This is a genomic window from uncultured Enorma sp. (assembly GCA_905210055.1).
Taxonomy (GTDB): Bacteria; Actinomycetota; Coriobacteriia; order Coriobacteriales; family Coriobacteriaceae; genus Enorma.
Genome location: CAJLVH010000079.1, coordinates 1 through 8,269, shown reverse-complemented (window position 1 = coordinate 8,269; position 8,269 = coordinate 1). Strand labels below are relative to the sequence as shown.

At 60.0% G+C, this 8,269-nt stretch carries 9 protein-coding genes; 3 read left to right on the top strand and 6 right to left on the bottom strand.

What is annotated here, in order from left to right; genetic code table 11:
• Positions 1 to 264 precede the first annotated feature (264 nt).
• The gene (locus QZ079_RS06135; protein ID WP_297036448.1) at positions 265 to 1,146 is read left to right on the top strand and encodes a LysR family transcriptional regulator; all 882 of its coding nucleotides are present in this window, start codon (positions 265 to 267) and stop codon (positions 1,144 to 1,146) included.
• A gap of 76 nt (positions 1,147 to 1,222) precedes the next feature.
• Here QZ079_RS06135 and QZ079_RS06130 read toward each other — a convergent pair whose 3' ends face one another.
• From QZ079_RS06130 to QZ079_RS06110, 5 genes are all read right to left on the bottom strand, one after another.
• Entirely contained in the window at positions 1,223 to 2,182 is a 960-nt protein-coding gene (locus tag QZ079_RS06130) for a tRNA-dihydrouridine synthase (RefSeq protein WP_297036445.1), read from the bottom strand.
• A gap of 306 nt (positions 2,183 to 2,488) precedes the next feature.
• A complete protein-coding gene (locus tag QZ079_RS06125) occupies positions 2,489 to 2,773 on the bottom strand; it encodes a type II toxin-antitoxin system RelB/DinJ family antitoxin (protein ID WP_297036442.1) in 285 nt (94 codons plus the stop codon).
• 220 nt (positions 2,774 to 2,993) lie between these two features.
• Positions 2,994 to 4,268 (bottom strand): ATP-binding protein, encoded by a 1,275-nt coding sequence (locus tag QZ079_RS06120; RefSeq protein WP_297036440.1) that lies wholly within the window; start codon positions 4,266 to 4,268, stop codon positions 2,994 to 2,996.
• A gap of 377 nt (positions 4,269 to 4,645) precedes the next feature.
• Complete coding sequence (locus QZ079_RS06115) at positions 4,646 to 5,305, bottom strand: ATP-binding protein (protein ID WP_297036437.1); 660 nt, start codon at positions 5,303 to 5,305, stop codon at positions 4,646 to 4,648.
• Positions 5,194 to 5,844 carry an ATP-binding protein gene (locus QZ079_RS06110; protein WP_297036435.1) on the bottom strand — a complete coding sequence of 217 codons (651 nt, stop codon included), beginning with the start codon at positions 5,842 to 5,844 and terminating at the stop codon, positions 5,194 to 5,196. Before QZ079_RS06110 ends, QZ079_RS06115 begins: the two co-directional genes overlap by 112 nt.
• Before the next feature lie 158 nt (positions 5,845 to 6,002).
• Here QZ079_RS06110 and QZ079_RS06105 point away from each other — a divergent pair, with 158 nt between their 5' ends.
• A complete protein-coding gene (locus tag QZ079_RS06105; protein WP_297036432.1) occupies positions 6,003 to 6,128 on the top strand; it encodes a hypothetical protein in 126 nt (41 codons plus the stop codon).
• A 371-nt stretch (positions 6,129 to 6,499) separates the two neighbouring features.
• Here QZ079_RS06105 and QZ079_RS06100 read toward each other — a convergent pair whose 3' ends face one another.
• Positions 6,500 to 7,021, bottom strand: coding sequence for a nitroreductase (locus QZ079_RS06100; RefSeq protein WP_297036429.1), 522 nt, complete (start codon positions 7,019 to 7,021; stop codon positions 6,500 to 6,502).
• Positions 7,022 to 7,481: 460 nt separating this feature from the next.
• On the opposite strand from QZ079_RS06100, the gene QZ079_RS06095 reads away from it, so the two are divergent.
• On the top strand, positions 7,482 to 8,269 hold a 788-nt coding region (locus QZ079_RS06095; protein WP_297036425.1), incomplete at its 3' end, for an EamA/RhaT family transporter.

The window sequence follows — 8,269 nt, the reverse complement described above, 5'->3', positions numbered from 1 at the left end:
CACCGGCCCGCCGATAACCTCGAACTGCTTGCCGAGCAACCATGCCGGTACCGCGATTGCAAGCGCGAACAGCACGCCGCGCCACATCTTTCCAAAGTCCCTGATAAACTCCATGCCTCGCCCTTTCATCTTATGAAATGAAGCCTCATCTAAGGTACATGCTGCTTTTATAATTGATACCATTCATTTACTTATATACTCCTACGTTTTTCCTTATGTAAAATAACCCCTGGGGTATTTTTACATTCGTGGCTGGAGCGCATCATGCTAGATTACCGTTCTCATACGTTTCTCGAGGTATACCGCGCGTGCAGTTTCTCGCGGGCGGCCAAGGCACTCCACATCCCCCAGCCGGCGGTATCGCAGCACATCCGGCATCTCGAGCAGCACTATGGCGCGGTGCTCTTCGAGAAGACGACGCGCGGCGCCAAACCGACCCCTGCCGGCGACCATCTCTACCGCGCCCTTTCCACCATGGCGAACGATGAGGAGCGCCTGCGTGCCGAGCTCCACGCCTTAGCGGGCGAAGTTGCCCCGGCGCCGCTCCGCCTTGGCTGCACACGCACCATCGCCGACTACGTGGCGCCGTGCCTGCTCGCCTGCCGCGCGACCACGCAGCCAGTAGAGCCCGTCAACATGCGGGTTGGCAATACCGCGGAACTCGTCCAGCTCATGGATGCCGGAACGGTCGACTGCGCACTCGTCGAAGGCTCGTTCGACCACACGCGCTTCGACAGCATGGTGTACTCAACAGAGGACTACATTGCCGTCGCCAGCCCAGATGCTGCTGAGCGCATGGACATCCGCTCCGTCCACAATCTCATCGGCGAACGCCTCATCCTGCGCGAGCCAGGCTCCGGCACACGCGAGATCCTCGAACGCAACCTCGCGGCTCACGACCTCACGCTCGCAGATTTCGCGGGCACCCTCGAACTCGCGAGCATCCCTGCCATCATCGCCTGCGTAGCAGCGAGTGCGGGCATCACATTCCTCTACCGCATCGCTGTAGAACGGGAGCTCGCCGCCGGCGCGCTCGTCGACATCACGCCCGCGGACTTCACCATCCGCCACGACTTCACGCTCATCTGGCAGCACGGCAGTTCCTATGCCGCCCGCTATCGTGCCATCATCGCCAGCACGAGGTGAGGATTTCCGTCTAGGAACCAGATTCTCACGTGCTGGCGCCCCTCTTGCACCCCTCTGCGGAGGCGGCGGCCTTCAATTAACATAGCCAGCTGAAACGAGGTGCGGAGGCAAGCTCCTCCTCGCGGAAGATGCCGCGCACAGCCTCCTGGTACTCCCCCACCTTGCGTGTTTTCCGTACGCGGCGATGCACCGCGCGCGGATCTGCGAAAGAGCACCGAGCGTACGACCACCACTCCTTCATGCGGAAGACTACGTTGCCGCCCATTTCGGCGAAATACGCCTCGAAAAGCTTGTCATGGAAGCGCTCGAGCTCTTCTCGCGTGGCGGGCGCACCACCGCGCAGCGTCCGCGCGAGCGCCGGGTTGGCGAGGATGCCCCGGCCAAGCATCACATGGCGCGTCTGGGGATACGTCGCGATAAGGGCATCCATGTCCCCGCAGTCGAAGATGTCGCCGTTGTATGCCACGGGAAACGTCGCGCGGCGCAAGGTCTCGCCGTATGCCCCTTGCCGAGGAACACCCTTGTAGCGGTCACGCTGGACGCGCGGGTGAACGATGAGCTCCGCAAGCGGATGCCGCAGGTACACGGCGAGAATCTGCTCGTATTCTTCGTCCGCCACCACGCCGATCCTCGTCTTCACCGAAACCGGGATGGGAGATTCGGTGCACACCCTCTCCAGAAACGCGTCGAGCTCCTCGAGGTTCCGCAGAAAACCCGAGCCCCTGCCCTTGGCCACGACCGTCCCCGAAGGGCAGCCCAGGTTGAGGTTGACCTCGCTGAAACCCATGCCCGCGAGCACCTTCGCGCCCCATATGAACCGCTCCGCGTCGTTCGTGAGCAGCTGCGGCACCACGTCCAAGCCCCGGTTATCCACCGGGTCGAGCTCCGCCATCGCACGCTTGCCGAACCCGCTGCCCAGATGCGGGGGCGCGAGGAACGGCGTGTAGTAGCGGTCGAGCGCGCCGAAGCACTCCGTATGCACCGCGCGGAAGGTGTGCCCGGTAAGCCCCTCCATGGGGGCGAGCGACAGAATCATGCACTCCCTCTCGTTGGGACAAGCAGACAGTAAACCATCCCATTATGAGCCAATGGGGGCAAACCAATGGGGACGGGTTCATTTGGCTCCTGTGGTAAATCAGCAGAGCAACAATGAGATCGTCGACGACGCCCTCTACCTCAGCACGAGTACGGCTGCCTCTGGACCCACCGACGGCCCCGCTTCTCTCCACGCTCGTTGCGGCACCATGAATCTGCCAAGCATGTCGTCCATGGAACGCCCTGCTCTATTCTGGACATCCTATCTGGATTGTCCAGATTATGTCCAGAATAGTGTCCAGAAAATCTACCCCTCATCGAGCGCGGCCATGACCTCGTGCACGGTGCGGTAGGGACCGGAGAGGTTCCTGCCCGTCGCCGCGTCATCCATAGCGGCGAGCGTCTCGGGGCTGAACCCGCAGGGATTCGACGGGTCGAACGGGAAGCCGCCCCGACGGTTGAATGCGGAGACGAACATGCGGATGGCATTGCTCGGCGAGGTACCGATCTCGTCGCAGATGGCGGAGAAGCGGTCTTTCTCGTCCTTACGGAGCTTGGCGGAGATAGATTCAGTGGCGGCTGCAATAGCCATGGTGACCTCCGATTACATAATCTTATTTTGTCTGATATTGTATACCCATCATTGTCACGTCTCTGCAGTGAGAACGTCAATATGATAAGGTTATCCCATTGTGAAAAGCCAAGAGCTTTTGGCGGTCGCGGGCGCCTGCGCCTTCGGCCGCGTTTTTCTTGCGACATCCAGGAGCTCTTACCTACTCTGCCCTTCGGACCGAGTAGGTAAAAGCAACTTCCTAATAGCCCACTCCCGCTGAAATGTCCACTTGCGCCAGCCCGAACGTCCGCCCCTCTCCAATCAGCTCCGCCACGTTCTCGTGCACGATGCCACTTCGATGCTGGATGGGGTCGTTCCGCGTAATGACGAACTTCGGCCAGTTGTCCTGTATCTGCTCGAGCGGTCGGTACTCGCGGTCCTCGGTCTTCCGGTCGCTCATGATGGTCATCGCCACCTGCACGTAGGCGTACTCCATCTCGGGCGAGCGCATGACGAAGTCGCACTCGAGCTTGCCGATGCGCCCCACGCTCACCTCGTAGCCCAGGCTCTTTGCATAGTTGTAGACGATGTTCTCGAGCACGGGCCCATAGTTGATGCGGTTGTCCGTATTGAGCGCGAAGTAAAAGCTCAGGTCGGCGAGGTAGTACTTCTGCTCGCCCCGGAGCGACTTGCGTGACTTCATGTCGAAGCGCTCACAGCGCCGTATGATCTTGGCGTCCTCGAGTATCCGAAGGTAGCGGTCCAGCGTCTCGCGTTTGATATGGACACCCAGGTTTGCAAGGTCATCAAGGATATTAGTCAGGCTCGTCGTCGCCCCGAAATTGTTCGTGATGTACTTCCTAACCGTCTCGAACACGGGCATGTTACGAACCTGGACCCTGCGACGGACATCCTTCTCCAGAATCTCCTCGACAACGGACTTGACGTAGGCACGCTTGTCGGTGAGCGTCTCGTATCCGAGCGCCTTGGGAAAGCCGCCTTCCAGGATATAGGCATCGAGTTCGGCCACGGGATTGGGATTGACCGACTTGCCGAGAAATGCCTTCATATCCTCGTACTCCTTAAAGGTGAGCGTCTGCATTTCGAACTCGATGTAGCGACCGGTCAGTTTGGTCATGAGCTCACCCGAAAGCAGATAACTGTTAGAGCCAGTGATGAAGATGGACCAACCCCCATCGGTGCGAAAGGCGTTCACGACCTCCTCATAGCCCTTCACATTCTGCACCTCGTCGATGAATAGATATTTCAAGCCATCGGGTGCATCGGCGGAAGCATCATCGATCGCAGCCTCAAGATCGTCGGCGGTCTTGACCTTTCGCAGCTTGCGACTGTCGAGATCCAGGTAGATAACGGAAGCCGGGCTGACACCGCCCTCAACAAGCTCCTGAGCGATGGTTAGCATGAGGCAAGATTTTCCGCAGCGCCTCACGCCCGTGATGACCTTTATGATCTCGTCATCATGATAGAAGCCCCTCATTTTCCTGAGATAGCCCTCGCGCCTAAATAGCTTCATGCTCCACCTCTATCCCCTATTTTCCATTTCAATTTTAGTCGAGTTAAGGGGTATTTAGAGCATTTTCTTATTAAATACCCCTTAACTATATTCTTTCAGGTAAGAAACGAGGAGGCACTGAGTCGTTCTTGCGAAAAGGAGCCATGAGGGTTGCCATAGCCCTGAGCCCAACGCTATAAGAGTCATGCGAACATATATTCGCTACTCCCACTCAGTAATTGTCGGCGCGGGTGAGAGGGCCGCTTCATCTTCTGCTTCGCCGTTTACCACCATACTTACCCTATTCCACATGCACTCAAGATGGATTCACGCGGTCACCGTCCCCATCACCCCTCCCCCCTTGCGAATCATGGCGCAGGAGCGCCTCCCCCCCGATATTAGAATCCCTGTTCCCCGATGAGCCAACGGGCCAGATCGAGCACCCTGATGCCGTCAATCGTGTAGGCGTCGTGTCGCGTCCTCGCGATAAGAATCTTGGGGTAGGCATCGCGTATCGCACGCAGAGGAGCGAGCTCGCGCTCGAGCGTCTCGGGTGCGTCTACGTTATCGCTCACCTGAATGTAGACCTGCTCCGACCCTCGCTTGACGACGAAGTCGACCTCCTTCTGGTAGAGCTTTCCCACGTAGGTCTCGTATCCGCGGCGAATGAGCTCCAAGAACACCGAGTTCTCGTACATGCGGCCCCAATCCATGTTGCGCGTGCCGAGCACCGCGTAGCGCATACCCGTGTCGCACACGTAGTGCTTCGCCTGCGTACTCAGGTACTTCTTGCCCTTGATGTCATAGCGCTTGGCCTCGTAGAAGACGAAAGCGTCCCTCAGGTGCGAGATGTAGCGCCCAACCGTGACGTGGTTGGTCGACACTTTGTTTGCATCGATGGTGTTGGCGATGCTGTTCGGCGAGTTAAGGTTTCCGGTGTTGTCCATCATGTACTCGGCGAGCGGCACGAGCGTGTCGGGCAGACGGAACTTCTGAATGAGGTCTCGCGTAAGGATGGTCCTGTAGACGTCCCTGATGTAGCCGTATGACTCTGCCATGTCACGATACTCATAGGATCCAGCGAGGCCCCGCGTTCGATATAGCGGTCCAGCTCTTCGTCGATGGTCCCCTGTTCGCCGAAGTATGCGCAAAACTCGCTGAAGCTGAACGGCAGGACATGAATCTCACGGTGTCTGCCGGTGAAGAGCGTGGCGAGGTCGGAACTCAAAAGGAACGCATTCGACCCGGTGAGGTAGATGTCCCACCCTCCCCGGGCATGGATACTGTTGATCGCCCTCTCGAAGCCCTCGCACCGTTGCACCTCATCAATGAATAGACGGTTTAGCACACCATCCTTGTGGAATTTGGCAATCCTGTCGTGCAGAGCGTGATACTCGAGCAGCTCTTCATTGTCGAGGTCAAGCAGATCGATGTAGAGGCTATTTGACAAAGGGTCCCGCTTCTTGAGCTCGGCGGAGAACGCCTTCATGAGCTCGGACTTGCCCGAGCGGCGAACGCCGGTTATGACCTTGATGTCGCCTGTCCTCTCCACGGAGCGGAGTCGCTCGAAGTACGATGCGCGCTCGACCCAAGGCATACGAGTTCCAATCTCACCGGTTTCGAAACAACCATAATTTTTAAGTTTCGAAACCGCTGACGTAACGTCTCGCACGATAGAGGCGGTCGACGAGGAGGGCAACTAATTGCAGCGCCTCATCTACCGCACAGTGCCGCAATACATAGTGCGGGACTGCGATGGTAACCCTTGCAGCGGTGATGACCTCCGGCATCGGAGCGGGACCCATCGTCACGGCTCTCGTCGGGTCGAACTTCTCGGGATTGGACGGCGCCGCGCTGGCGAGCACGTGCCTCGCATACTAGAGACGTCTATGCCGAAAGCAACATGGCAAGACCCATTATTTCCGCAGGTAGACCTGACAATTGGCTTGCGAATACCACACGAAATCACAACAACGACGTGAACGAAAGGACACGAGAAAAAACGAGGAGAACCGCTTTCGGCCTCCCTCGCGAAGAGCCTCAACTATTCCCACTCGCGATCAAATCGTTCCTTTCCATGGCCTCTCGTCCACATGATGTAACGGTCGTCTCCCCATTCTCACCGGAATCAGGTGATTTCAGGGCACCCGAGTTGAACTCAAAAATGAACTCAACAACTCTATCGGTCGGCGGCTTCCGAGCAGTTTGCATCCCCCGAGGAGAGCAGGCGCCTCCGGCATGGCCGATACTTGCTAGATGCGCACAACATAACCGTCCTTGCGCGGGGCGGCCGCGCCCTCGGGTCCCGCGGCGTATCCCAAGGCGATCGCACCCACGCCGCGCAGCGTCTCGGGCAGGCCCCACTCCCTGAGGAGCGCCTTGCCCTCAGCGCCGTCGAAGATCTCGCGCTCGCGGTGGATCCAGCAGCTGGAGAGCCCCAGGGCGTGCGCCGCAAGCATGAGGTTCTCCAGCACGCAGGAGCCGTCCTCCACGAAGGTGCCGCGCCCGCCGTCGGCGAGCACGACCACGATGACCGGGGCGCCATAGTACGGGTCGGTGTCCCTGCCCATGACGACGGCGTTGAGCCGACGCAGGCGCTCGCGGGTCCCGGGGTCGGTCACCGCCACGATCACCGGAGACTGATGGCCGCCGCCGGTGGGCGCGAAGGTGCCCGCCTCGAGCACAGCGTCGAGCAGGTCGGCGGGCACGGGATCTGCCTTGTAGGAGCGCACGCTGCGGCGCGTTTTGATGAGGTCGAGAAGATCGTTCGTCATGGCATGTCCCTTCTCTCGCTGGGGCCGTCGGTACAGAAAAGCCGCCCGTCTGCCAGAGGCAGGCGAGCGGCGAAAAGGTGACGGCATCCAGAAAAATCCGCTGAGATTTTCAAGGCTCATTATGGACCCGTTCCGCGTGATGTCAAGCGCGCTGCAAGCGATGCCGCGAGGCGGCTCGGCCGGTTCTCGCTCAAAGCTCGTTCGATGCTGGAACGCCTGCGCGCAGGTGCGGCGACTTAGTTCTTGACTTCCTCAGGAGCGTTCTTTAGACTGAACCGGTCTAAAATCGTGTGGACTTTTCTGGGCGCAAGCCACCTTTTTGCCACGCAACCGGGTCTCGGTCGCGTGGTTTTTTCATACCGGTCGTCGGTGTCTTCCCGACGGGCAGCGCCTCCTTCCGATGGCTCGGGTCGTGTGGAGCCTGTGCCCCGCGTCATGCGGGGCGGAAGGAGGAGAGGGCATGAAGCATGTGATCGATCGGGAGACCTCTACTGTCGAAGCCGCGACGCCCGGTCGCCGCCGGGTAATAGCCGCCCTGCAGGTTTTCGCAGGCGGGGCCTGCTACGGCGCCATGGCCACCACGTACAAGCTCGCGTACGCGGCAGGGTTCACCTCTGCGCAGGTGGTGGCAAGCCAGGCCTGGTTCGGCTGCCTGTTCTTCGTGATCGCCGCCGCCCTGAGGTGCGTGCGCAGCAAGCGCCTGCGGCGCATCGAGCCCTTGCAGGCACTTAAGCTCATGGGTCTCGGCGCTCTCACCTGCACCACCTCGATCCTGTACTGCTACGCCATGAGCGTGCTGCCCGCGCCCGTGGCGCTCACGCTGCTGTTCCAGTTCACCTGGATGGGGCTCGTCTGGCAGACCGTCATGACGCGCCGCGCGCCCAGGCCCCTCGAAGTCGCCTCGGCCGCGATCATCGTGTTCGGCACTGTGTTCGCAAGCGGCGTCTACAAGACGGGGCTTGCCGGCTACGATCCAGTGGCGCTTGCCTGCGCCCTCGGCGCGGCCGTTACCTGCTCGCTGTTCGTCACGCTCTCCGGCAAGGTCGAGGTAGAGTGCTCCAACGAGCAGCGCGGCGTCATCGTGTGCCTGGGCGCCGGCCTCATGTCGCTCATCGTGTGCCCGGACTACCTCGTCTCCGGCGTCGTCTTTCAGGGCATCCTGCCCTTCGCCGCCATAGCGGGCCTCTTCGGCCTCATGTGCCCGGTGCTGCTCTTCGGCCTGGGCTCGCCGCACCTGCCCGCCGGCCT

What these genes read in the sequence shown, in the direction of transcription:
- QZ079_RS06120 (WP_297036440.1), bottom strand. Translation starts at nt 4,268, where the DNA reads ATGAAGCTATTTAGGCGCGAGGGCTATCTCAGGAAAATGAGGGGCTTC.
- QZ079_RS06125 (WP_297036442.1), bottom strand. Translation starts at nt 2,773, where the DNA reads ATGGCTATTGCAGCCGCCACTGAATCTATCTCCGCCAAGCTCCGTAAG.
- QZ079_RS06105 (WP_297036432.1), top strand. Translation starts at nt 6,003, where the DNA reads ATGGTAACCCTTGCAGCGGTGATGACCTCCGGCATCGGAGCGGGACCC.
- QZ079_RS06130 (WP_297036445.1), bottom strand. Translation starts at nt 2,182, where the DNA reads ATGATTCTGTCGCTCGCCCCCATGGAGGGGCTTACCGGGCACACCTTC.
- QZ079_RS06110 (WP_297036435.1), bottom strand. Translation starts at nt 5,844, where the DNA reads ATGCCTTGGGTCGAGCGCGCATCGTACTTCGAGCGACTCCGCTCCGTG.
- QZ079_RS06115 (WP_297036437.1), bottom strand. Translation starts at nt 5,305, where the DNA reads ATGGCAGAGTCATACGGCTACATCAGGGACGTCTACAGGACCATCCTT.
- QZ079_RS06100 (WP_297036429.1), bottom strand. Translation starts at nt 7,021, where the DNA reads ATGACGAACGATCTTCTCGACCTCATCAAAACGCGCCGCAGCGTGCGC.
- QZ079_RS06135 (WP_297036448.1), top strand. Translation starts at nt 265, where the DNA reads ATGCTAGATTACCGTTCTCATACGTTTCTCGAGGTATACCGCGCGTGC.